This window comes from Micromonospora sp. NPDC051296 (genome assembly GCF_040682255.1).
Lineage (GTDB): Bacteria > Actinomycetota > Actinomycetes > Mycobacteriales > Micromonosporaceae > Micromonospora > Micromonospora craterilacus.
The window spans coordinates 1-22190 of sequence record NZ_JBFBAO010000075.1 but is presented as its reverse complement, the minus strand read 5'-3'; the positions used below and the strand labels follow the sequence as shown (position 1 = coordinate 22190).

Here is a 22190-nt window from a genome sequence, read left to right as displayed (position 1 = left end):
AATGCAGCCCGCAGAAGCGCTCCGGCCGCGCCAGTTCCCGGGCGAGGTCGGCGATCGGGATGCTGGAGGTGTTGCTGCCGAGCAGCGCCGGTCGCAGCGCCTCCGCCTCGGTCAGCACGGACCGCTTCAGGTCGAGCCGCTCCGGCACCGCCTCCACGATCACGTCCGGGGCCTCGGCGACCTCGGCCAACCCGGCCCGCAGGGCGACCCGTTCCCGGTTGGCGGCGGCCTGCTCGGCGGTCAGCTTGCCGCGCTGCACGGCCCGGTCCCACAACTGGGCGAGCCGCTCCACCGCCGCGCCGCCACGCGCCCGGTCCACCTCGACCAGTTCCACCGCATGGCCGGCGCCGGCCGCCACGTACGCGATACCGAGGCCCATCGTGCCGGCCCCAACCACCACGAATCGTTCAGTCATTACGACACCACCGCACAGTAACGATTCGCTCGCCGATACCGCTGCCGGCGTGCGGGATCGCCGCCACGCCGGAGCCGGTCCGTCCGCTCCGCTCAGTCATGGTGCGACCCTATGCAGCACCGACCGCGGCCCGATGCGTGGGGGCCGCCGGGATCGGGTACAGACCGCCGACAACCCAAGGGAAGGACGAGCAGATGAGCCAGGAGACCGTGGACGGCGCGGGCGCCGAGGAGACCGTCGAGACTCGCGGCGACGAGCGCGTCGAGCTGCTGCGCGCCGACACCAACAACGACGGCCGTACCGACGTGTGGGTCGTCGACACCGACGGTGACGGCAAGGCCGACCTGTTCCAGTTCGACACCGACGGTGACGGCAAGGTCGACGTCACGATGGTCGACATCGACGAGGACGGCCAGCCGGACGCGGTCGTCGACGGCGACGGGGGCCTCCCCCCGGAGCAGCTCCCCCCGACCGTCCAGGTCTGAGAGGTAGGAGGGGCCCCTTGTCAACGCCTCCGGTACCGCAAGGGGCCCCGGTCAACACCCTGCCGCCGCCCGCCGGCTCAGCCGGGCAGCCGCAGGGTGGCGAGATAGTACGGGGCGTCGCGGTCGTCCACGTCGGCCAGCTGCCAGTCGGAGCCACGGACCAGCTCGGCGAGTTCGTCAGGTGAGCAGACCAGGTAGTCGAACCAGGGCGTACCCAGCTCGCGGTAGCGCAGCCGCAACCGCAGCTGGCCGCCGAGGCGCCCCCGCCGTCGGTTGAGTTCGTGATAGCCGGTGTGTACGGGGTCGCGGGTGCCGTACGGATCGGTGCCGTGGGCGATCACCTGCGCGCCGGGGCGGGCCATCGCGGCCAACGCCGCGAGGAAGGCGGGTGCCCGCTCCCGGCCCTCGATCAGGCCGAGGTTGTTGCCGAGGAGCAGGAAGGTGTCGTACCGCCGCCCACTCGTGGCGTGCTCGTCGACCGTGCCGTGCACGAGGTCGCGTACACCCCGACGACGGCACACCTGCAACGCGCCGGGCGAGACGTCCAGCCCGGTGACCGGTACGCCGCGCTCCTGGAGCAGCAACGCGATCCGCCCGGCGCCCACGCCGACGTCCAGCGTCGCGCCGCGTACCCGATCCACCGCCCGGTGGTCGTGCGGTTGCCAGTCCTCCGGCCCGTCCAGGTAGTGCGCGGCCGGCGCGCCGTTGACCAGCCCGTCGTCCCGTTCGATGACCTCGATGACCGGACGGGGCAGCCGCCCGCCGGCCAATGGCCGGGGACCGACCCCGGTGGCCACCGCCAGCGCGTCGCGCAGCAGTTCCCCGAAGACGTCACCGATCCGTGGCTCCCCCGTCACATCCTTCACGCTATCCGGCTGCTCAGTCAGCCGCACCGCCCGTATCCTGAACGATGTGACGATGTTGGATCGCCTCTCGGCGGAGAAATACATTCTCCTCACGACCTTCCGCAAGGACGGCCGGGCGGTGCCGACCCCGGTCTGGGCGGTCCGCGACGGCGACGCCCTGGCGGTGTGGTCGGCGGCGGACGCCGGCAAGGTGAAGCGGATCCGCCGCAGCGGGGAGGTCACGGTGGCACCATGCGACGTGCGTGGCCGGCCGCGTGGCGTGGCGGTGCCGGCCCGGGCGAGCCTCTACGACCCCGGAGCGACCGACCGCATCCGTGGCCTGATCAAGCAGAAGTACCGGGTGATCGGCCGGCTCAGCCTGCTCGGCAGCCGGCTGCGCCGTGGCGAGGGCGGCACGGTGGGCATCCGGGTCGAGCTGACCAACTGAGGTTGCCCGGATGGCCTCGGCCCGCGACGCGATTGCCGCGCCGCCCGCTCGGGCCTGCCCCGGGCATGACGAAGGGCGACGGAAGAAATCCGCCGCCCTTCGAGAAAGCCTGCTATGCCAGCCGGTCAGTCCCCCTGACGCTGCTGCGGGATCTGACCCTGCAGCAGTGCCCTGACCTCGGACTCCCGATAGCGGCGGTGGCCGCCGAGGGTCCGGATGGCGCTGAGCTTGCCAGCCTTCGCCCAGCGGGTCACCGTCTTCGGGTCGACACGGAACATCGACGCCACCTCGGCCGGCGTGAGTAGCGGCTCTGGTTCGTGCGTTCGCGATGCCATCGGTCACTCCTCCACATGTATAGACATCGGCCGGGGTCCCGCCGGCCGACGCGTCTCCCATGGTCCGGCTAGTCCCCGATGTCCGACATGGGCCGAACGGCCGAACGTCCCTAGACGGACGGATGAACCATGCCCGATTTATACGACTTTTACACGCCAGAAAGTACTTAATTCGGACTCATGATCACGGTTCGTGATGCGTCAACTACGAAGCTGCCTCGTGTTCTTGTCCGAATGCGGGACATCGAGGACTAGTTACAGCGCTCCAGAAGTTGCACCGCGCGCCAGCGGGCGACGAGCTTGTCGTACGCCGCGGAAGCCTCCTCCGCCTCGCCCCGGGACAGCCCGCCGAGCCCGGCCGCGACCAGCTCCGGCGAGTCGTCGGCGGCCAGCGTCTCGTCCGAGAGCAACTCGACCAGCCCGCCGTAGTCCAGCTCGACCACGGAACGCGGGTGGAACTCCTCCAGCCACCGGGCGGCCTCCTCGACCGCCTCCGTGATCGGCGCCTCGCCGACCGACTTCCGCAGCACCGACAGCGCCCGGGACGACCGGCGACGAGCCTTGGAGATCTCCGTCCGGAACCGCAGCGAGCGACGCCCGGGTGCGGTCACGTGGTTGCGTTCCTCCGCCTCGAACAGCACAAACCAGCGCAGCGGCACGCCCCAGGTCGCGATCTGCTCGTGCAGTCGGGGCACGCCGTGCTCCAGCACCCGGGCCCCGCTGCGCCAGTCCTCCACCACCGCCTTGGCCTGCCCCGCCAGCACCGGCGGGACGAACGCGTCGGCCAGCACCGCCGGCACCCCGTCCCGCGCGCTCAGCGCGGCCTCGGCCACCCGGATGCGCAGGTTCCACGGGCACACCAGCAGCGTCTCGTCGGTCTCCAGCACGTACGCCTCGTCCGGCAGGTCGGGCAGCCGGGTCCAGCCGGCGCCCAGTGCCTCGATCACCGACGTACGCTGCCGGCCGGGCCCCTCCACCGGCGCCACCGCCCGCCCCTGCTCGACGTAGCGCCGCCAGTACGACTGGCGATCCCGGTCGAAGGCGGTCAGCGGCTCGTACACGCGCAGGTATGAAGCGAAGAGCGACGGCACGGCGCGATCCTCCCACGAACCGCAAGCCGAGCGGTGCTCGGCGTCATCCGGGACGGCGGCCCGGGCGCGTCCCGGACCGGTGGGCAGCCCGGCGGGAAACGGCGCTGCGGTGCTGCCCGCAGGGCGGGACGGTGCCGCCGGGAGGGCAGCGCGGCACCGGCCGATACTAGGCTCGCAGCACCGGCAGCATCCCGCCGGCCTACACCAGGTCCGCGTCCCACAAGGGCGCCCGCCGACACAGGAGCCAGTCATGGGCGTTTTCGCCACCACCGACGACCCCGAGTCCACGGGGCATGAGCAGGTCGTGTTCTGCCAGGACAAGCAGACCGGCCTGAAGGCGATCATCGGTATCTACTCCACCGCGCTCGGCCCCGCGCTCGGTGGCACCCGCTTCTACCCGTACGGCAGCGAGGAGGCCGCCCTCGCCGACGTGCTCGACCTGTCCCGCGGCATGGCGTACAAGAACGCGCTCGCGGGCCTGGACCTGGGCGGCGGCAAGGCGGTCATCTGGGGCGACCCGGAGCAGATCAAGAGCGAGGCGCTGCTGCGCGCGTACGGGCGCTTCGTGGAGTCGCTGAACGGCCGGTACTACACCGCCTGCGACGTCGGCACCTACGTGGCGGACATGGACGTGATCGCCCGCGAGACCCGGTACGTCACCGGCCGCAGCGTCGAACACGGCGGGGCGGGCGACTCCTCGATCCTCACCGCCTGGGGCGTGTACCAGGGCATGCGGGCGGCGGCCGAGCACGTCTGGGGCGTACCGACGCTGCACGGCAAGCGGGTCGGCGTGGCCGGCCTGGGCAAGGTCGGCAGGTACCTGGTCGGCCACCTCCTCGACGACGGCGCCGAGGTGGTCGCGACCGACGTGAACCCGCGGGCGCTGGACTGGGCGCGCACCACCCACCCCCAGGTCACCCTCCTCGACGACGTGACCGCGCTGGTCTCCGCCGACATCGACGTGTACGCCCCGTGCGCCCTCGGCGGCGCGCTGGACGACGACACCGTGCCGGCGCTGCGCGCGAAGGTGGTCGCCGGGGCGGCCAACAACCAGCTCGCCCACCCGGGCGTCGAGAAGCTGCTCGCCGACCGGGGCATCCTCTACGCACCGGACTACGTGGTGAACGCGGGCGGCGTGATCCAGGTCGCGGACGAGATCGAGGGCTTCGACTTCGACCGGGCGAAGCTGCGGGCCACCCGGATCTACGACACCACCCGGGAGATCCTCCGGCTCGCCGACTCCGACGGCGTCCCGCCGGCCGTGGCGGCGGACCGGCTGGCCGAACGGCGGATGGCCGAGATCGGCCGGCTGCGCACGATCCACCTGCGCTGACGACGCGCCGCCGAGGGCGGGCCGATTGGTCCCGCCCTCGGCGGCCATGCCCGGCTAAACTGAAGATACGACGCGTTCGTGAGGATTTGCCCCGTGTCACGACCGTTCCCGGCATCGCTCCTTACCGGGTACAATGGGTGACGACCGCACGACCGCAACGCGCGGTTGCGGTCGACGGTAACCCGAGGTGCCGAACGGTGGCATCCCCATGTACCGTAAGAGCCACGAGAGATGCCTGACGTCATCGGGGCCCGCCTTCGGGCTGCCCCGCATTCTGTGCGAGGGGGTCGAGCCATGGGGCGCGGCCGTGCTAAGGCCAAGCAGACAAAGGTGGCCCGGGAGTTGAAGTACCACTCCCCGAACACCGACCTCGCCGCCTTGCAGCGAGAACTCGGCGGCAGCGGCAAGTCGGACCGCAACTTCGACGACGACTACAAAGAGTACGTCGACGACGACGAGGACCACGCCGAGGACGACCCGGACAACTGGGTCCGTCCGACCCGCTGACCCCCGGTCACATCTGAGCACGCGGTAACTCCCCGCGTGCTCACGCATGTGCCCGCTACCGGCGGCGGCGTACCATCCGACGTTCCAAGGGGCCTGCCATGCCCGGACAATGCTCCGACGGCGTGGCGGGCCCCTTGGTCCCGGCCCGGTCAGCGGGGCCGGTTGTTCCAGTTGTAGAACGTCGGGATGTTCTCGAAGTGGTTCCAGGCGCAGACCGCGCTGGCGCCGTCACCACCCACCACCTCCGCCCGCAGCCGTCGCGCTACCTCGGCCTCGTGGAGCAGGGCGGTGAGCCCGGCAGCGGCGTCCCGCACCCGGTCGGCGACCCGGTCGGGCTCGTCTCCCGTCACGCGCTCAGGCTCCCGGTGACTGGTGGTCTCGGGCATGCTCCAACACTCCCTCCAGTAGGCGGATCTTGCTGTTGCGGCAGTGCTCGGTCTCCGTACCGTCAAAACGCCCCAGCTCGAAGTAACGGTTGGCCGCGTGGCCTCCGCCACAGAACCCGAAGTAGGGGCAGGACGACCGGCACGCCTCCACCCCGGTGATGAACTCGCCGACCCAGGCCGTGCGCTCCGCGTCGGCGAGGATCGCGGCCAACGGCGTGGTGAGCACGTTCCCGCTGCTGAAGTCGCCGTAGCGGGGATCGGTGAAACCGGCCAGCTCGGGCGAGAGCACGACGACCGAGCCGTCGTACGCCACGGTCGGGATCGGGTCGAGCCGGCCGGGCAACAGGTCGTCCTCGGTGCCGTCCAGCACCGCTGCGGCGTATCGCAGCGACCACTCGACCTCCCGCAGATGGATCCTCGGGTCCCGCCGCCAGGCCGAGACCAGTTCGGCCCAGAACCCGGTCACCGCTACGGCATCGTGGGAATTGTCACGCGTGTTGACCCCCTCGGTCTCCTCGATGTTCACGCCGAGCACCTCGCAGCCGAGGTCGAGGCAGTAGTCGTACAACTCCGTCGCCCGACCGGGCGACGGGTCGTTCACCACCGCCAGCGCCGAGAAGGGCAGCCCGTGCCGGCGCAGCGCGGCCACCCCACGGACGATCCGGTCGTACGCCGGCCGGCCAGCCCGGGTGACCCGCTCGCCGTTGCGCTCCCGCGGCCCGTCCACGCTCACGCTCACCCGCATCTGGTGCGCGGCGAAGAACTCGCACCAGGCGTCGTCGATCAACGTGGCGTTGGTCTGGACGTGATGCTCGACCTGGGGCCCGAACGGTGCCATCAGCGCGGCCAACTGGTCCCGACCGGCGGCGAGCGGTTCGCCGCCGTGCCAGACCACCGAGAAGCGCTCCGCCGCCGCCCAGCGGTTCACCGACGCGGCCACCGCCTCGGCCACCGCGACCGGCATCCGCCGGTCGACCGCCCGGAACGGCAGATAGCAGTACGCGCAGTCGAGATTGCAGAGGGTGGTGGGCTGCATCACGACGTACGACGGGACGGTGGCCAGGCCCCGCATCCCGCGCAATGACCGTCCCCGCGCAGCCATCGCCCTCCTCCGGGCCGGTTGAAGGGCTGCGGGCACACCCCGGCATGGGCGCGCCTCACAGCTCTGAGGGTGCCCTTCAGGCTAGGCGGAGACGGCCACTCGGGTGAACCCCTGATCAGGTGGTTGGAGGATCAGCGCAGGGTGATCAGCCGCGGGTGTGCTGACCGACCATCCGCACCTCGCCGGTGCCCTCGATGATCTCGCCGGCCTGCCAGGCGTCCACCCCGCGACCGGTCAGCGTGGCCAGCGCGCGGTCGGCGTCCTCGGCCGAGACGATCGCGAACATGCCGACGCCCATGTTGAAGGTCGCCTCCATCGCCGGGTCCTCGATCCGGCCCTTGGACTGGAGCAGGTCGAAGATCGGCTGCGGCTTCCAGGTCGCGCGGTTGACCACCGCGTCCACGTGCTCCGGCAGGATCCGCACCAGGTTGCCGGGGATGCCGCCGCCGGTGACGTGCGCCAGCGCCCGCACCTCGGCCTCGGCGATCAGCTTGAGGCAGTCCTGCGCGTAGATCTTGGTGGGGGTGAGCAACTCCTCGCCGAGGGTGCGCTGCCGACCGAAGTCGTCGATCACCACGTCCAGCCGCATCCGCGCGGCACCGAGCAGCACGTGCCGGACCAGCGAGTAGCCGTTCGAGTGCAGACCGGACGAGCGCATGGCGATCACCACGTCGCCCACCTCGACCCGCTCCGAGCTGAGGATCGCGCTCTCCTCCACCACGCCGACGCCGGTGGCGGAGATGTCGTACTCGTCGGGACGCAGCACGCCCGGGTGCTCGGCGGTCTCCCCGCCGAGCAGCGCGCAGCCCGCGTACCGGCAGCCGTCGGCGATGCCGGCACCGATCTCGGCGACCTTGTCCGGCACGACCTCGCCGGTGGCGATGTAGTCCAGCAGGAACAGCGGCTCGGCACCGCAGGCGACCAGGTCGTCGACGACCATCGCGACGAGGTCGATGCCGACCGTGTCGTGGATGTCCATCTGCTGGGCGATCACCAGCTTGGTGCCGACACCGTCGGTGGAGGAGGCCAGGATCGGGTTCTTGTACTTCGTGGTGTCCAGCCGGAACAGGCCGGCGAAGCCACCGAGGTCGCCCATCACCTCCGGCCGGCGGGTCTGCTTCACCTTGGACTTGAGCAACTCCACCGCACGGTCACCGGCCTCGATCGACACGCCGGCGTCCGCGTACGAGACCGAACGTTTGCGAGCCGGGCGGCCGGTGCCGGCCGTCCAGGGCTGACGGTCGCCGCCAGCGCCGGTCGGGCTGCTTCCTGCGCCGCTGCGCTCGGACACGTGCGTCACGGTTCTCCCCTTTGTGGTTCTCGGCTGCCGCGTCGACGGTGACCGACGCCGCAGCCGGACGGTGCTACGGGCGGTGTGTGCCGCCCGGAGTGGCGACGAGCGGAGGGACGAGCTGCTCGGCGGCGCCGGTGTCGTCGGCCGCGCTGTGCGCGACCCGACGGCCGATTCCTTCGAGCACGTGCTTGCCGATCAGGTTGCCGACGGGCAGCTCGATCGGGTACTCCCCATCGAAACACGCCCGGCACAGCCGGTTCTTCGGCTGCTCGGTCGCCCCGATCAGGCCGGACAGCGAGACGTAGCCCAGGCTGTCCGCGCCGATCGAACGCCGGATGCCCTCGTTGTCGAGGCCGTTGGCGAGCAGCTCGGCGCGGGTGGCGAAGTCGATGCCGTAGAAACAGGGCCAGGAGACCGGCGGCGACGAGATGCGGACGTGCACCTCCACCGCGCCGGCCTCGCGAAGCATCCGCACGATGGCGCGCTGGGTGTTGCCCCGGACGATGGAGTCGTCGACCACCACCAGGCGCTTGCCCCGGACGTTCTCGCGCAGCGGGTTGAGCTTGAGCCGGATGCCGAGCTGGCGCAGCGTCTGCGACGGCTGGATGAAGGTGCGCCCGACGTACGGGTTCTTCATCAGGCCGGCGCCGTAGGTGATGCCGGACTCCTCGGCGTAGCCGATCGCCGCCGGAGTGCCCGACTCGGGCACCGGGATGACCATGTCGGCCTCGACCGGGTGCTCCTTGGCCAGCTGGCGACCGATCTGCACCCGCGCCGCGTGCACGTTGCGTCCGGCGATGGTGGCGTCCGGGCGGGCGATGTAGACGTACTCGAACAGGCAGCCCTTGGGCTCGGGGGCGGCGAACCGGGTGGACCGCAGCCCCTCCGCGTCGATCGCGATCAACTCACCGGGCTCGACCTCGCGGACCACGCTCGCGCCGACGATGTCCAGCGCGGCGGTCTCGCTGGCCACCACCCAGCCCCGCTCCAGCCGACCGAGCACCAAGGGGCGCACCCCGTGCGGGTCACGCGCGGCGTAGAGCGTCGACTCGTCCATGAAGACGAAGCTGAACGCGCCTCGCAGCTGCGGCAGCACCTCCAGCGCGGCGCCCTCGACGGAGAGATCGGGCCGGCTGGCCAGCAGCATGGTGACCAGCGAGGTGTCGTTGGACGAGCCGTCGGCGGTCAGGCCGCGCTCGGCCACCTCGCGCTGCAGCTCCGCGGTGTTGACCAGGTTGCCGTTGTGGGCCAGCGCGATGGTGGTGCCCGAACTGGTGGCCCGGATGGTCGGCTGGGCGTTTTCCCAGGTCGAGGCACCGGTCGTCGAATACCGGGTGTGCCCGATCGCGACGTGCCCGCGCAGGCTGGCCAGCGTCGGCTCGTCGAAGACCTGGGCCACCAGGCCGAGGTCCTTGTACACCACCACGCCGGAGCCGTCACTGACCGCTATGCCGGCTGCCTCCTGCCCCCGGTGCTGCAACGCGTACAGCCCGAAGTAGGTCAGGTTGGCAACCTCCTCCCCGGGGGCCCAGACACCGAAGACGCCGCACGCGTCCTGGGGGCCGGGTCGTTGGGGATCAAGGTCGTGGCTCAGCCGGCCGTCGCCTCGGGGCACCTGCCGCTCCCTCTTGCTGGTCTGGACTGGCCTGGCGGAACCAAGGGGCTGCTCCGCGCTGGTCGGCCGGGGACCACACTGTCGTCGCCTGACAGTGTACGCGAATCCGTGTCGCCACATACAGTCACGTTGTCACCGCTATCCGTCAGCAGCAACACGCGTCACCCCAGTTCGAGCGGCAAATACCCGGACAGGTCCGCGCGGATCCCGCTCGCCCGTACGCGACCCTCCGTGACCGCCTGCGCCCAATCGAGTCGTCCGGTGGCCAGCGCGAGCCAGGTCGCCGGATCCATCTCCACCGTGTTCGGAGGCGTACCGCGGGTGTGTCGTGGCCCCGGAACGCACTGAACTACACCGTAAGGTGGGACGCGCACCTCCACCGATCGGCCGGGGGCGCGCTCCGCGAGGATGGTCAACAGGGCCCTGACCGCCGCACGGAGCACCGACCTTTCGGGCGTACGCCCCTCGTCGAGAGCCGCCAGCGCCGTCGTGACCGCGGCGGACTTAATGTACGGAGAGGACACGACGGGACGATACGGCGTGACCGCGCCATGCATCACGCTGGCCCTGGGTCGCGCCGATCCGCCCCGACAGGGCATAGTTGCCGACGGCGTATTCGTACCGTGATGTTCCCCCGCTCGGCACCCGCCAGTCAGGGGAGGTCAGTTCGGAAGGCGGTGGACGTGTCAACACACCGACGAGCCTGGCAAAAGCGGGCCGGTGTGGTCGTGGCGCTGATTGTCGGTGCCCTGCTCGCCGTCCCCGCCACACCCGCCCTGGCCGCCGACATCAACGTCTCACCGCGCTCGCTAACCGTCAACGCGGGCAGCGACGGCACGGTGACCGTGCGGATTACCCCGAGTGTCGACGACAAAAGCGGCGAGATCAGCCTGACCGGCCTGCCGTCTGGTGTCAGCTGCAGCAGTGGATGCGGCAGCTTCCAGTTCACCGGTCCGCCCCTGTCGCCGAAGACCCAGCTGCTGACGCTACAAGCCAATGACAGCGCACGGGACAACAGCGTCACGGTCACTGTCCGGGTCCAGCCGGACAGCTCCGACCCTGCCACCGACACCTTCCAACTGACGGTGAAGGCGCAGGCGCCGCCGACGACGGAGGCGCCGCAGGCACCGCAGACCGTCCGGTCGATCTCCGGCAAGGTCGTGACCCAGTCCGGCGAGGCGGTGCCGAACGCGTTGGTCCTGCTCAAGGACAGCGCCGGCAGCCAGTACGAGACCAGGAGCGACCCGAACGGCAACTTCCGCTTCACCGGCACCAACAGCCGGCCCATCGTCCCGGGTCGGATCGACCTCGGCGCGAGCGCGAGCGGCAAAACGAGTGTCGTGAACTTCAACGCCAGCCCGGGCCAGAGCATCACCGGGCGGCGGATCACCTTGGCGATCGAGTCCTCGGCCAGCCCGAGCGCCACCCCCTCGGCGACCGAGTCGGCGGTGCCTACCGAGGACCCGTTCGAGGAGGATGCCGCAGGCGAGGAGGAGACCACCGCCGGCGAGAGCGTCGCGGCCCAGACCCCGCCCGGGAACGAGGACTCCGGCGGCTTCGGCAACTGGCTGCTGATCCTGCTGGGCGGCCTCTTCGTGGCCGTCGGTGTCGGCACAATCGTGCTGCTCTGGATGAAGCGCAAGGAGAACGAGGAGGCCGAGGCCGACGGCGACGCTCCGGCGGGCGCTCCGGCCGGCGCGGTCCCGGCGGCCCGAGGTTCGTTCGCGGGCGCGGACGACCACACCCGGGTGGTGAACCGCGTCGGCGCCGCACCGGACCCGACCATGGTCGGCGGCCCGGGGCTGAGCAACGCGCAGACGATGATGCACCAGCCGGTCATCGACGACGTCCCACCGGACCCGTACGGCGCCCCGCCGCAGTCTTACGGCGCCTCGGGCGGGCCGGGGCAGGGCTGGGCTGGTGGCGGCTACGGCGACGAGCCGGGCGGCTATGGCGCGTCCGGTTACGGCAATGCCCCGTCCTCCGGTAGTGGCTACGGCAACGCCCCTTCGTCCGGCGGTGGCTACGGCAACAGCCCGGCCTCGGGTGGCGGCTACGGCAGCCGCGACCACGGCGCCGGCAGCGGCGGCGCGGACTACCCGCCGGCGGGCGGCGGCTACGGCGAGCAGCGGTACGACGAGCCGACCGGCCGCTACAACGGCGACGAGACCCGGTACCCCGCCCCCGCCGACCCGTACGCGACCGGCCTGTACGAGCCCGGTGCCGGCCAGGGATACGGCCAGTCCGAGTCCACCGGCTACGGCCGGGGTGAAGCCACCGGCGGCTACGGGCAGGCCGACACGACCCGAGGCTACGGCCAGGGCGAGCCCACCGGCGGCTACGGCCAGAGCGAGGCCACCGGCGGCTACGGGAAGAGCGAACCGACCGGCGGCTACGGGCAGGCCGACTCGACCCGGGGCTACGGCCAGGGCGAGCCCACGGGCGGCTACGGCCAGAGCGAATCGACCCGGGGCTATGGGCAGGGCGAGCCGACCGGCGGCTACGGCCGCGGCGCGGAGTCGTCCGGCGGGTACGACCAGCCGGGCGGTGGCTACGGCCAGGAGCCCGCTCAGCGGGGCGGCTACGACAACACGGCCTACGACCAGGGCGGCTACGGCAAGAGCGGCAGCGGCTACGGCCAGGGCGGCGGCTACGGCCAGGAGCCCCCACAACAGCGCGGTAGCTACGACAACACGGCCTACGACCAGGGCGGCTACGGCCAGGGCGGCAGCGGCTACGGCCAGGAGCCCCCACAACAGCGCGGCGGCTACGACAACGCCTACGACCAGGGCGGCTACGGCCAGCCCGGCAGCTACGGCGACCCGGCGCAAGCCGGCCGTGGTCGGCCGGACGGCCAAACCCAGGACCGCGCCGGCCGTCGCCTCGACTGGCTGGACGACTGACCGTAGCGCCGCACGCGGCACGCAAGGACACAAAGATCGTGGGGCGGCCAATCGGCCGCCCCACGACTCGTTCACCCGGACTCGGACGCCGGCACCCACCCAATCCACCGTCGATCATGCACTTTCGGTCGCCGACATGCCCCTCTTGCCACCTTTTGTCCCGACAGTAAGTGCAAGATCGGCGGCGCTGGTGGTGGGGTGGGGTGGGGGTCAGGCGGGGGTGAAGATGCCTTGGCGGAGTAGGGGGATGACGTCGGAGGTGTTGAGGCGTACGGCGATCTCGACGTCCTCGGCGAAGCCGTCCTCGATCAGCTCCCGGCCGGAGACGCAGCCCCGCACCGCCGCCGGTAGGTCCGGGGTGCTGGCCAGCGCGGCGAGTGCCACGGCCGCCTCCACCGACAGGCCACCGGGTGCCCCGGAAAGAGCGTCCAGCACCGTGGCCGCCCCGAGTTGGTCCTCCACCGACGGGCGCAGCGAGCCGTCCGGCCACTGCTCTCCGGCGGCGACCACGCCGATCGGGGCGGCGGTCGAGCCGTACCCCTGCCGTAGCAGCCAGCGCCCGACGGCGCGGGCGTTACGCAGGTTGGCCGCGACCACCGGTAGCCCGGTCGCGCTGGCGGCGGCACTGATGGCCGAGCCGTTCGGCGATGGCAGCACCAGGTCGCGCACGACCGGCGCCCGGCTCAGCGCGGCCGGCGACAGCGACCACGGATGTTCCGGGGTCACCTGCCGGCGGCCGGTCGCGGCGACCGCGCCGACCCGCCGCGCGTAGTCGGCGGCCTGCTCGCCCCAGGGGAACGGGTGGACGCGCATCCCCCGCCCGACCGCCACCTCGACGGTGGTGGTGAACGAAAGCACGTCCACCACCACCAGTACCGCGCAGACCCGGCCGAGTTCGGCCGCCCCCGCGAGGCCCCAGTCGAACCGGGCCCCGGATCCGGGTTGGGCGTGAACGGCCGCGGCCAACGCCTCAGCGCTCGTCGGACGCGGGAGGCTGCTCGGTGGCACCGGGCTGCGGGACGTCGGCCCCGCTCTGTTCTCCGGCCGGATCGGCCTGACCCGCCGGGGCGTCCCCGGCCCGGGTCGGGCGGACCGGCGGCGTGGCCCGCTCGGCCGGCCGGTCAACCGCCTCGGCATCGGGCGTGGCTGCCTCCACAGCGAGCTCGGTGCTGGCCGCGCTGCGAGCGTCATCCGCCGGCAGAGCCTCGACGGACCCGGTGGCGACAGCGGGTGCCGCCTCCTCGGCCGCCGGGCCGGCAGATTCGCCAACCTCGGCAGCGTCCACCGGCTCGCCGGCGGGCGCCTCGACGGCGTCCGGAGCGGTCACCTCGAACGGCTGCACCCCGCCGAACAGGCTCGGCAGCGTGCCCGTGTGCGCCTCCCGCAGCTCGTCCAGCCCGATCCGGAACTGGCCGTGCACCTCCAGCGCGCCCCCGGCCGGGTCGGTGACCCCGATCAGCTCCCACGGCACGCCGTGCTCGGCGCACAGCGCGGTGAACGCCTTCTCGTGGCCGCGTGGCACCGAGGCCAGTACGCGGCCGGCGGACTCGCTGAACAGGAAGACGAACGGCATCGAGCCGCCCTCGAAGCGTTCCGGCACCGCGATCCGCGCGCCGACGCCGTACCGCAGGCAGGACTCCACCAGGCTCTGCGCGAGCCCGCCATCGGAGAGGTCGTGCGTGGAGCTGAGGTGCCCCACCCGGGCGGCGTCGGCCAGCAGCCCGGCGAGCTGCTTCTCGCGCGCCAGGTCGACCTGCGGCGGTACGCCACCGAGGTGCTGGTGGGTCACCCAGGCCCACTCCGAGCCGGACAGCTCCACGTGCGTCTCGCCGAGCAGGAAGAGCTGGTCGTGGTCGTTGTTGGGGCGCGCGACGAAGCCGGTCGCGACCCGGTCGGCCACGTTCTCCAGCACGCCGAGCACGCCCACCACCGGCGTCGGGTGGATCGCCGCCGCCCCGGTCTGGTTGTAGAAGCTGACGTTGCCGCCGGTCACCGGGATGCCCAGCTCGGCGCAGCCGTCGGCCAGGCCGCGCACGGCCTCGGCGAACTGCCACATCACGCCCGGGTCCTCCGGCGAGCCGAAGTTCAGGCAGTCGGTGACCGCGATCGGCGTGGCCCCGGTCACGGCCACGTTCCGGTAAGCCTCGGCCAGCGCCAGCTTGGCGCCGTGGTACGGGTCGAGCCGGGCGTACCGGCCGTTGCCGTCCACCGACAGCGCCACGCCCAGGCCGGTCCGCTCGTCGATCCGGATGACGCCCGAATCCTCCGGCTGGGCGAGCACGGTGTTGCCCAGCACGTAGCGGTCGTACTGCTCGGTGACCCAGGTCTTGTCGCACAGGTTGGGCGACGCGATCATGCGCAGCACGGTCGCGCGCAGCGCGTCCGGGTCGGCCGGCCGGGGCAGCGTCTCGGCCCGGTCGGCCTGGAGCAGGATCAGGTCGGCCGGCTCGCGCATCGGGCGGGCGTAGACCGGCCCGTCGTCCACCAGCGAGCCCGGCGGCACGTCCACCACCAGGTGGTCACGCCAGGTGATCAGCAGCCGGCCCGGCTGGCCGTCCGGCTCCGGCGCGGTGACTTCGCCGATCGCGGTGGCCAGCACGCCCCACTTCTCGCAGGTCTTGAGGACCGTTTCGAGCTTGGCCGGCTCGACGACCAGGAGCATCCGCTCCTGCGACTCGCTGGCCAGGATCTCGTGCGGCTCCATCGACGGCTCGCGCAGCGGCACCCGCTCCAGCCAGACCCGCATGCCGGTGCCGGCCGCCGCGGCGGTCTCGGTGAGCGCGCAGGTGAGCCCGGCACCGCCGAGGTCCTGGATGCCGGCGACGAGCTGGGCGTCGTACAGCTCCAGGCACGCCTCGATCAGCAGCTTCTCGGTGAACGGGTCGCCGACCTGCACCGACGGGCGGCGCTGCTCGCTGCCCTCGGTGAAGGTGGCGCTGGCCAGCACCGAGACGCCACCGATGCCGTCCCGGCCGGTCTTGGCGCCCATCAGCACGACGACGTTGCCGGGGCCGACGGCGGCCTTGTTCTGCAGGCGGCTCACCGGCAGGACACCGAGGCAGAGCGCGTTGACCAGGGGGTTGCCCTGGTAGCAGGGGTCGAAGACCACCTCGCCGCCGATGTTGGGCAGGCCGAGGCAGTTGCCGTAGCCGCCGACGCCGGCGACCACGCCGGGCAGCACCCGGGCGGTGTCGGGGTGGTCGGCGGCACCGAAGCGCAGCGGGTCCATCACGGCCACCGGGCGCGCGCCCATGGCGAGGATGTCGCGGACGATGCCGCCCACACCGGTCGCCGCACCCTGGTACGGCTCGACGAAGCTCGGGTGGTTGTGCGACTCGACCTTGAACGTCACCGCCAGCTCGTCGGAGACCCGGACCACGCCCGCGTTCTCACCGATGCCGGCCAGCAGCCGGTCGCTCGGCGGAGCCTTCTCGCCGAACTGCCGCAGGTGCACCTTGCTGGACTTGTAGGAGCAGTGCTCGCTCCACATGATCGAGTACATCGCCAGCTCGGACTGGGTCGGCCGGCGGCCCAGAATGTGCCGGATGCGGTCGTACTCGTCGTCCCGGAGCCCCAGCTCGGCGTACGGCTGAAGTTCCTCCGGGGTGCCACCGGCGCGCGGCACGGTGTCCACCCCGTCGGCCCAGTCGGTGGGCTCCTGGGCGGCGGCGTGCCGGGCCTGCGCCGGCGCGGCCGGGAATGCCTCCGGGGTCTCCCGTACCGGGTCCGGATGCGTGGTCATGACCTCTCCTCGCTGCGCTCGCCGCCTGACGGGCGGGTGAGCCGACCGATGATCCCGCTGCGGACGGTCACGCCGGCGTCCCCACCAGGTGCTTCAGCACCGAGGTGAAGAAGCCGAGGCCGTCGAGGGAGGGGCCGGTGAGCGCCTCCACCGCGTGCTCGGGATGCGGCATGATGCCGACCACGTTGCCGGCGGGGTTGGTGATGGCGGCGATGTCCCGCTGCGACCCGTTGGGGTTGCCGCCGACGTACCGGGCGACGACCCGGCCCTCGGCCTCGAGCTCGTCCAGCGTCGCGGGATCGGCGACGTAGCAACCCTCGCCGTTCTTGACCGGGATCAGCACCTCCTGGCCCGACTGGAAGGTGTTCGTCCAGGCGGTGCCGGTCGCCTCGATGCGCAGGATCTGGTCGCGGTTGCGAAAGTGCAGGTGCTGGTTGCGGGTGAGCGCGCCGGGCAGCAGGTGGGCCTCGCAGAGGATCTGGAAGCCGTTGCAGATGCCGAGCACCGGCAGGCCACCGGCGGCGGCGTCGACGATCTTCTCCATCACCGGGGCGAACCGGGCAATGGCGCCGCAGCGCAGGTAGTCACCGTAGGAGAAGCCGCCGGGCAGGACCACGGCGTCCACCCCGTGCAACTCCGGGTCGCCGTGCCAGAGGCGGACCGGCTCCGCGCCGGCGATCCGGACGGCCCGGGCAGCGTCCCCGTCGTCGAGCGAGCCGGGGAACGTCACCACACCGACCCGCGCGGTCACGAGCGGGCGTCCGCGGGTTCGTCGGCCTCGACCAGGCGGACGGTGAAGTCCTCGATGACCGGGTTGGCGAGCAACTTGTCGGCGATCTCCCGGGCCCGGTCCAGGTCCGGTTCACCGGTGAAGTCGATCTCGATCCGCCTGCCGATCCGTACCGAGGCGACGTCGTTGACGCCGAGCCGGGGCAGCGCGTTTGCGACGGCCTGGCCCTGAGGATCGAGGATCTCAGGCTTGAGCATGACGTCGACGACGACGCGAGGCACTGGGCACTCCTGACTGTGTACGCAGTTGGGTGCCGACCCACAACGGGCGAGCGCAGCCAGCCTACCTGGCAGACACCGCGCCAGACGCACCGGTCGGACGCCGTCAGGGCAGTGGTTGACCTTACCCGTACGGACTCTTCGGGACCGATACGGGTTCGTTGTGATCCCGATGCGGGTTTGTTGCCGGATTCGCCGGCGGGTCGGCCGCCACACCCGCCCCAGGGAAATCCGACTGTTACATCGCCTTGTTTCAATGAGCCTCTTGTGAAACACCTCACGGGGCCCTACGGTACATCGTCAGATGTCGATTTGTCGGCGTCGCGATGGCGGACCACCCCCGCCCGCCACCGCAGGTCGACCCGGTTAACCCGGGTCCCCGAACCCCGAAGGAGCCAACCGTGCGCATCCGATCCCTGATCGCGGTCCTCGCCACAGCCCTGGCCGGCGTGCTCGGTGCCAGCTCGGGCGCCGTCGCCGCCCCCGTCAGCCCGTACATCATCGGCGGCGGCACCGTCTCCTCCGCGCCGTGGGCCGCTGCGGTCTTCAGCAACGGCTCGTTCACCTGCTCCGGCACGATCATCGCGCCGCAGTGGGTGCTCACCGCCCGGCACTGCCTCGGCGGCACGATGTCCGTCCGGGTGGGCAGCGTCTACTACGCCTCCGGCGGCGTCACCCGCACCGTCAGCGCCACCTACAGCCGCTACGACCTGGCCCTGATGCGGCTCTCCAGCTCGGTGAGCACCAGCTACGTCAGCCTGGCCAGCAGCAACCCGCCGATCAACTCGACCAACTCGATCTACGGCTGGGGCATGACCTGCTACAGCGGCTGCTCGGCGTCGCCCCAGCTCAAGACCGCGTCCGTCCGGGTGACCAGTAACAGCGCCACCGACGCGTACGGCGGGCAGGCGATCCGGAGCACCCGGGTCAACGGCAACGCCTGGCGCGGCGACTCGGGCGGCCCGCAGTTCTACAACGGCCTGCAGGTCGGGGTGGCCTCCACCGCCGACGGCGTGAACATCCAGAACTACGGCAGTGTCGCGTTCAACCGGGCCTGGATCACCTCGGTGGCCGGTGTCTGACGGTTAGCGCCCGGGGCGGCGCGGATGGGTGCGCCACACGCTCCCCGTCCGCGCCGCGCCGTTTTTCAGCATCCGAGCAGGTGAACAAGGCTCGCAATGGGGGCGGGCGGCGCCTGCCAGCATCGGAAACGTGCTGGTCGTGACGACGGATCAACTTCCCGGCTATGAGATCCGCCAGATCCTCGGCGAAGTGGTCTCCTCCATGGCCAGGACCCGCAACCCGTACCGCGAGGGCGTGAAGAACCTCCGTGGTGGCGCGTACGACCCGATGGCGCCGGACAACCTCACCCGGTGGCGTACCGACTCGGTGGCCCGGCTCGGCGAGGAAGCCCGGCGACTCGGCGCGAACGCCGTGGTGGGGATGCGGTTCGACAGCCGCGACTGCGGCGAGATGTGGATGGAGATCTGCGCGTACGGCACGGCCGTGATCGTGGTGCCCAAGGTGCCCGATGTCATGCCTCACGACCAGCCCCTGGTCGCCGCCGAGACAGCCCAGGACCCGGCCTTCGCCGAGGAACTGGGCGGCATCGCCGAGCCGGCGAGCGCTCCCAACCTCTCCACCGCCGCCGAAACCCCCACCCGCGACGCCTGACCCCGGACGGGTCAGAGGATGGGGGGTGGGGAGTAGGTGGCAGCTTCGGGGTGGGATTGGACGATCTTGGAGATGCGGGTGGTTACCGCCTGGATCTGGGCGGGGGCGGCGCCGACGAAGGCGGCGCGGTCGGCCACCAGGGTGTCGATCTCGGGGCGGGTGAGGCCGAGGCGGGGGTCGGCGGCCAGGCGGTCGAAGAGGTCGTTCTCCGGGGCGCCCTTCTCGCGCATGGCCAGGGCCACCGCGACCGCGTGCTCCTTGATCGCCTCGTGCGCGGTTTCCCGTCCGACGCCCCGGCGGACAGCTGCCACCAGGATCTTGGTGGTGGCCAGGAACGGCAGGAACCGCTCCAGCTCCCGGTTGATCACCGCCGGGTACGCGCCGAACTCGTCGAGCACGGTGAGGAACGTCTGGAACAGCCCGTCGGCGGCGAAGAAGGCGTCCGGCAGGGCCACCCGGCGGACCACCGAGCAGGAGACGTCCCCCTCGTTCCACTGGTCGCCGGCCAGCTCGCCGACCATCGACAGGTAGCCCCGGATGATCACCGCGAAGCCGTTGACCCGCTCCGACGAGCGGGTGTTCATCTTGTGCGGCATCGCGCTGGAGCCGACCTGACCCGGCTTGAAGCCCTCGGTGGCCAACTCCTGACCGACCATCAGCCGGATCGTGGTGGCCAGCGACGACGGGGCCGCGGCCACCTGCGCCAGCGCGGAGATCACGGCCAGGTCGATCGAGCGCGGGTAGACCTGGCCGACACTGTCCAGCACCCGGTTGAAGCCCAGGTGTTCGGCGACCCGCCGCTCCAAATCGGCCACCTTGTCGGCGTCACCGTCGAAGAGGTCCAGCTGGTCGGCAGCGGTACCCACCGGCCCCTTGATCCCACGCAGCGGGTACCAGGCGATCAGGTCCTCCAGCCGCTCGTACGCAATGATCAACTCCTCCGCCGCCGACGCGAAGCGCTTGCCCAGCGTGGTGGCCTGCGCCGCCACGTTGTGCGACCGGCCGGCCATCACCACGTCCGCGTACTCGTGGGCGTGCCAGGCCAGCCGGGCCAGCGTCGCCACCACCCGATCCCGGATCAGCTCCAGCGACCGGCGCACCTGAAGCTGCTCGACGTTCTCGGTGAGGTCCCGGGAGGTCATCCCCTTGTGCACGTGCTCGTGCCCGGCGAGCGCGCTGAACTCCTCGATCCGCGCCTTCACGTCGTGCCGGGTCACCCGCTCCCGCTCCGCGATCGAGGCCAGGTCGACGTCGTCCAGCACCCGCTCGTACGCCTCGACCACCCCGTCGGGCACCGGCACGCCGAGCTCCCGCTGGGCCCGGAGTACGGCGAGCCAGAGTCGCCGTTCCAGCCGGACCTTCTCCTCCGGGGACCAGAGCGCGACCAGCTCGGGTGAGGCGTACCGGTGGGCGAGCACGTTCGGGATCGTCGTCACCCCGCCATTGTCCGGCACCGCCACCCTGCCTCCCGACCGGGTACGGCTGCCAGCCCTTCCGCCCTTCGCCGCGTGAGCGCTGGTCAGCGCAGTTCGTGGATGGTCACCGGGCCGGCGGTGTACCGGACCGGGGCCAGCCGGGCCAGCTCCGGCGAGACCGCTCCGGCCCGGGTGTCGGCGAACAACCACCGCACCCCGTACGCGTCGCGCAGCTGGTCGAGATCGGCCCGGGTGGGGGCGGTGAAGGCCCGCTCGTTGAGGGCGAACTGCGCCGCGTCGGGCGGGGGCTGTTGCGGGTACCGGTAACCGTCCCGCCCGTGCGCGGCGAGGGCGGCGTCGGTGTAGCCCCAGCTCTCCACCACCGCACGGCGACCGCCCAGCCCGGTCACCCAGAAGGCGCGGGCATCGCAGTGCGGTGTGGTCTGCACCGGCCGGCAGTGCACGTTGGTCGCCACCAAATCGTCGGGTCCGGCGTGCTCGTCCAGCCAGAGCGCGGCCTGCATCTCGTCCCGGGTTACCACGAGCCGCTCGTCCCTCGTGCCGAGTGGGTCGACGCTGGTCCTCACCTGTTGGACCGACATGTCGACCCCGGTGGCGAGGCTCGCCCCGAGCAGCGCGGCGACCACGCCGGCCAGCGCCGACCGGGCGAGCAGCGCCGCCGGTGTCGGCCGACCCAGCCGCCGCACCCGGGCAGCCCGACGCCCGGCCGCACCGGAGTCGTCGTTGCCGTCGACGGCAGCGCGGCGGGTGCGCAGCGCGTCGACCGCCATGGCGAGCACGGCGGCCAGCACGATCAGGGCGGCGTACCGGGCCGCCGACCAGCCGAGCGCCGCCAGCCACCCGTCGGCGGTGGCGGTGCGCACCGACTCGATGGTCACCTCGTCGCGGGCCGGCGCGGGAGGCGGGTCGAGCGGCGGGGCGAACAGCTGCGCGAGCGCGCCGAGCACGCCGGCCGCCATGAGCGCCGGCCACCCTACCCGGGTCCGGGCGAGCAGCCAGCTGGCGAGCAGGGCGGCCAGTGGGATCACCGGCAGCCAGAAGTAGAGCTGACTGGCCGAGGGGTGGAAGGTCAGGCAGGCGACGGCGAGCCCGGCGGCCACCGCACCCGAGAGGAGCCAGACGACCGGGTCGCGTCGGCCGGACCCGGCGAGCAGCAGCCCGCCGGCCAGCCGGGGCGTCTGCATGAGCAGCCAGCAGCCGAACAGGACGGTCGCCAACCGCCAGGCGCCGGTGCCGCCGTGTTCCACCAGCCCCGGCGGCAGCAGGCCACCGAACTGTGCGCCTTCCTCAGCGCCGTACGTCTGCTGGTAAGGCAGCAGGTGGCGGATCAGGCCGAGCGGCTGCGCCCGCAGCGTCCCCGCCCCACCGCCGGCGAACAGCCGGTAGCCGACCGCCATCGCCACAACCAGCGTGGCCAGCACGCCGAACACCCGCCAGGGAACTTGTCGGCCGCGTATCCACGCCACCAGGGCGGCCAGGCCGAGGCCGGCGATCAGCGGTGGCAGGACGCTGGACTTGGCGCCCGCGCAGGCCAGGCCGAGCGCCGGGATCAGCGCCCAGGCCGGGCCCAG

Annotated in this window: 21 protein-coding genes and 1 pseudogene; 7 read left to right on the top strand and 15 right to left on the bottom strand. The window is 71.9% G+C overall.

The window, feature by feature from the left end; all coding sequences use genetic code 11:
- Positions 1–415: 3-hydroxyacyl-CoA dehydrogenase NAD-binding domain-containing protein (locus AB0M52_RS11345; protein WP_363951999.1), on the bottom strand; the 415-nt coding region annotated here is incomplete at its 3' end.
- A gap of 194 nt (positions 416–609) precedes the next feature.
- On the opposite strand from AB0M52_RS11345, the gene AB0M52_RS11340 reads away from it, so the two are divergent.
- Complete coding sequence (locus tag AB0M52_RS11340) at positions 610–900, top strand: hypothetical protein (protein ID WP_111213473.1); 291 nt, start codon at positions 610–612, stop codon at positions 898–900.
- 77 nt (positions 901–977) lie between these two features.
- Here AB0M52_RS11340 and AB0M52_RS11335 read toward each other — a convergent pair whose 3' ends face one another.
- Positions 978–1757 (bottom strand): methyltransferase domain-containing protein, encoded by a 780-nt coding sequence (locus tag AB0M52_RS11335; RefSeq protein WP_363951997.1) that lies wholly within the window; start codon positions 1755–1757, stop codon positions 978–980.
- A 55-nt stretch (positions 1758–1812) separates the two neighbouring features.
- On the opposite strand from AB0M52_RS11335, the gene AB0M52_RS11330 reads away from it, so the two are divergent.
- On the top strand, positions 1813–2193 hold the full coding sequence (locus AB0M52_RS11330) for a PPOX class F420-dependent oxidoreductase (RefSeq protein ID WP_363951995.1): 381 nt from the start codon (positions 1813–1815) through the stop codon (positions 2191–2193).
- A gap of 125 nt (positions 2194–2318) precedes the next feature.
- Here AB0M52_RS11330 and AB0M52_RS11325 read toward each other — a convergent pair whose 3' ends face one another.
- The gene (locus AB0M52_RS11325) at positions 2319–2528 is read right to left on the bottom strand and encodes a BldC family transcriptional regulator (RefSeq protein ID WP_007073996.1); all 210 of its coding nucleotides are present in this window, start codon (positions 2526–2528) and stop codon (positions 2319–2321) included.
- Between the two features lie 251 nt (positions 2529–2779).
- Positions 2780–3619 (bottom strand): hypothetical protein, encoded by an 840-nt coding sequence (locus tag AB0M52_RS11320; RefSeq protein WP_363951993.1) that lies wholly within the window; start codon positions 3617–3619, stop codon positions 2780–2782.
- A 250-nt stretch (positions 3620–3869) separates the two neighbouring features.
- Between AB0M52_RS11320 and AB0M52_RS11315 the strand changes: the two genes are divergently transcribed.
- Positions 3870–4952: a Glu/Leu/Phe/Val dehydrogenase gene (locus AB0M52_RS11315; RefSeq protein ID WP_363951990.1), complete on the top strand. Its 1083-nt coding sequence runs from the start codon at positions 3870–3872 to the stop codon at positions 4950–4952.
- 294 nt (positions 4953–5246) lie between these two features.
- The gene (locus tag AB0M52_RS11310) at positions 5247–5459 is read left to right on the top strand and encodes a DUF3073 domain-containing protein (protein ID WP_119574941.1); all 213 of its coding nucleotides are present in this window, start codon (positions 5247–5249) and stop codon (positions 5457–5459) included.
- A 149-nt stretch (positions 5460–5608) separates the two neighbouring features.
- Here the strand turns inward: AB0M52_RS11310 and amcA are convergent, their stop codons facing one another.
- The 5 genes from amcA to AB0M52_RS11285 form a co-directional block, all read right to left on the bottom strand.
- Positions 5609–5845: a multiple cyclophane-containing RiPP AmcA gene (gene amcA, locus AB0M52_RS11305; RefSeq protein ID WP_111213478.1), complete on the bottom strand. Its 237-nt coding sequence runs from the start codon at positions 5843–5845 to the stop codon at positions 5609–5611.
- Positions 5814–6917, bottom strand: coding sequence for a cyclophane-forming radical SAM peptide maturase AmcB (gene amcB, locus AB0M52_RS11300; RefSeq protein ID WP_363952002.1), 1104 nt, complete (start codon positions 6915–6917; stop codon positions 5814–5816). The genes amcA and amcB overlap by 32 nt, the downstream gene beginning before the upstream one ends.
- 175 nt (positions 6918–7092) lie before the next feature.
- Positions 7093–8247 carry a phosphoribosylformylglycinamidine cyclo-ligase gene (gene purM / locus AB0M52_RS11295; RefSeq protein ID WP_363951986.1) on the bottom strand — a complete coding sequence of 385 codons (1155 nt, stop codon included), beginning with the start codon at positions 8245–8247 and terminating at the stop codon, positions 7093–7095.
- 64 nt (positions 8248–8311) lie between these two features.
- On the bottom strand, positions 8312–9856 hold the full coding sequence (gene purF, locus AB0M52_RS11290) for an amidophosphoribosyltransferase (RefSeq protein ID WP_363951983.1): 1545 nt from the start codon (positions 9854–9856) through the stop codon (positions 8312–8314).
- Between the two features lie 161 nt (positions 9857–10017).
- Positions 10018–10380 (bottom strand): sterol carrier family protein, encoded by a 363-nt coding sequence (locus AB0M52_RS11285; protein WP_363951981.1) that lies wholly within the window; start codon positions 10378–10380, stop codon positions 10018–10020.
- 102 nt (positions 10381–10482) lie between these two features.
- Here AB0M52_RS11285 and AB0M52_RS11280 point away from each other — a divergent pair, with 102 nt between their 5' ends.
- Entirely contained in the window at positions 10483–12759 is a 2277-nt protein-coding gene (locus AB0M52_RS11280; RefSeq protein WP_363951978.1) for a carboxypeptidase regulatory-like domain-containing protein, read from the top strand.
- Positions 12760–12969: 210 nt separating this feature from the next.
- Here AB0M52_RS11280 and AB0M52_RS11275 read toward each other — a convergent pair whose 3' ends face one another.
- The 4 genes from AB0M52_RS11275 to purS form a co-directional block, all read right to left on the bottom strand.
- Positions 12970–13725: a 2-phosphosulfolactate phosphatase gene (locus AB0M52_RS11275; protein ID WP_363951975.1), complete on the bottom strand. Its 756-nt coding sequence runs from the start codon at positions 13723–13725 to the stop codon at positions 12970–12972.
- Positions 13726–13729: 4 nt separating this feature from the next.
- Complete coding sequence (purL, locus tag AB0M52_RS11270) at positions 13730–16501, bottom strand: phosphoribosylformylglycinamidine synthase subunit PurL (protein WP_363951972.1); 2772 nt, start codon at positions 16499–16501, stop codon at positions 13730–13732.
- A gap of 67 nt (positions 16502–16568) precedes the next feature.
- The gene (gene purQ, locus AB0M52_RS11265; RefSeq protein ID WP_363951969.1) at positions 16569–17252 is read right to left on the bottom strand and encodes a phosphoribosylformylglycinamidine synthase subunit PurQ; all 684 of its coding nucleotides are present in this window, start codon (positions 17250–17252) and stop codon (positions 16569–16571) included.
- A complete protein-coding gene (purS, locus tag AB0M52_RS11260; protein WP_092381490.1) occupies positions 17249–17512 on the bottom strand; it encodes a phosphoribosylformylglycinamidine synthase subunit PurS in 264 nt (87 codons plus the stop codon). The genes purQ and purS overlap by 4 nt, the downstream gene beginning before the upstream one ends.
- 398 nt (positions 17513–17910) lie before the next feature.
- On the opposite strand from purS, the gene AB0M52_RS11255 reads away from it, so the two are divergent.
- Positions 17911–18591, top strand: coding sequence for a DUF1986 domain-containing protein (locus tag AB0M52_RS11255; protein WP_363951966.1), 681 nt, complete (start codon positions 17911–17913; stop codon positions 18589–18591).
- Between the two features lie 28 nt (positions 18592–18619).
- Positions 18620–19183, top strand: a complete 564-nt coding sequence (locus AB0M52_RS11250) for a YbjQ family protein (RefSeq protein ID WP_363951964.1) — start codon at positions 18620–18622, stop codon at positions 19181–19183.
- An 11-nt stretch (positions 19184–19194) separates the two neighbouring features.
- Here the strand turns inward: AB0M52_RS11250 and purB are convergent, their stop codons facing one another.
- Entirely contained in the window at positions 19195–20619 is a 1425-nt protein-coding gene (purB, locus tag AB0M52_RS11245; RefSeq protein WP_363951961.1) for an adenylosuccinate lyase, read from the bottom strand.
- Between the two features lie 83 nt (positions 20620–20702).
- Positions 20703–22190, bottom strand: a pseudogene (locus AB0M52_RS11240) (hypothetical protein); the annotation flags it as partial.

Excerpts from the sequence above, each read along its gene's own strand:
- amcB (WP_363952002.1), bottom strand. The coding sequence starts at position 6,917 with ATGCGGGGCCTGGCCACCGTCCCGTCGTACGTCGTGATGCAGCCCACC.
- AB0M52_RS11325 (WP_007073996.1), bottom strand. The coding sequence starts at position 2,528 with ATGGCATCGCGAACGCACGAACCAGAGCCGCTACTCACGCCGGCCGAG.
- AB0M52_RS11310 (WP_119574941.1), top strand. The coding sequence starts at position 5,247 with ATGGGGCGCGGCCGTGCTAAGGCCAAGCAGACAAAGGTGGCCCGGGAG.
- AB0M52_RS11280 (WP_363951978.1), top strand. The coding sequence starts at position 10,483 with ATGTTCCCCCGCTCGGCACCCGCCAGTCAGGGGAGGTCAGTTCGGAAG.
- AB0M52_RS11340 (WP_111213473.1), top strand. The coding sequence starts at position 610 with ATGAGCCAGGAGACCGTGGACGGCGCGGGCGCCGAGGAGACCGTCGAG.
- AB0M52_RS11315 (WP_363951990.1), top strand. The coding sequence starts at position 3,870 with ATGGGCGTTTTCGCCACCACCGACGACCCCGAGTCCACGGGGCATGAG.
- purL (WP_363951972.1), bottom strand. The coding sequence starts at position 16,501 with ATGACCACGCATCCGGACCCGGTACGGGAGACCCCGGAGGCATTCCCG.
- amcA (WP_111213478.1), bottom strand. The coding sequence starts at position 5,845 with ATGCCCGAGACCACCAGTCACCGGGAGCCTGAGCGCGTGACGGGAGAC.